General features: G+C 37.0%; 2 protein-coding genes. One reads left to right on the top strand and one right to left on the bottom strand.

From position 1 onward, the window contains the following. On the top strand, positions 1 to 609 hold a 609-nt coding region (locus ACFVU3_RS40285), incomplete at its 5' end, for a hypothetical protein (protein WP_390073745.1). 30 nt (positions 610 to 639) lie between these two features. Here the strand turns inward: ACFVU3_RS40285 and ACFVU3_RS40280 are convergent. Further along, a partial coding sequence (locus tag ACFVU3_RS40280) for a protein rep (RefSeq protein ID WP_390073744.1) occupies positions 640 to 1,024 on the bottom strand: 385 nt, incomplete at its 5' end.

Here is a 1,024-nt window from a genome sequence, read left to right as displayed (position 1 = left end):
TGGTATTATATTACTTGGTTAAAATATCAAAAAAATAGGAGGATTAAAATGAAATTTACTAAAAAAAGATTTTCTCAAAGTGTAGTAACACTTACAGCTACAGCCCTTATCATTTCAGGATTTAGTGGTTTTGCGTCATCTGCTTCGGCTGCTGAACAAGACCAAACAGTTCAACCCACAACACAAATTGCAAGTAACTCATTGCCAAACTCATTAGAGAAATATATAGAAACACATAAAACTCCTAGCACACTAGAAGATTCTAAAGCATTTATTAAATTCGCATCACAAACTCGCGAATTTAACACTTATAACCAATTAAACCAAAATGGGCAAGTACATACTAATGGTATTGTTGGTCATTCTCTTAAAGCAATAAAAGCATTTGGATGGGTATGTAGAGTCGGAGGAAAAGCTCTTAAATGGGCCATCAAACCTCTATCTCCATCAAAAGCTAAACTGGTAGACAAATATGCAAGAAAAATTGCATATGCCACAGAAAGACTGAATAGTGCATCAAAAGGCGCTCTAGTAAAAGCCTTGAAAAAAGCAGGAGTACCTTCAAAAACTGCTGATTCTCTAGCAGAAATTATCTTATGGATTGTATAAAAATAAAGCAGACAAAATTGTCTGCTTTATTTAATTAATTATGTAATTCTTAATTCCTACATGCCAATGCGCCATAACCTCGAACGTCTCATTAGCTACCTCGTCTTCATCTTCTTCAATTCTGACAAGATCCCCGTCCTCGGCGTCCGTCAAATTCAGTTCCTTATGAATCTCTTTCAAGATCCCGCCGTAGCCGATCAACCGCCTGGCATTTAACGCATCATCCAAATAATAGACCGTATCCAAATTTTCCTCGGTCACTTCATTCCCACGTATCACATCAGTGTCTTTCACTGGATACTTAGAAATCTCTAAAATAGCTTTCTGTTCTTCCATTTCTTTGCGTACTTCTTTTTCAATCGCTTCCGCATCGATTCCCTTTTTACCTTTGACCCTCTGCACATGCACAATAGGC

The sequence above is a fragment of the Streptomyces sp. NPDC058052 genome, from assembly GCF_042885515.1.
Taxonomy (GTDB): domain Bacteria; phylum Actinomycetota; class Actinomycetes; order Streptomycetales; family Streptomycetaceae; genus Streptomyces.
This window is presented reverse-complemented; position numbering and strand designations above follow the sequence as displayed.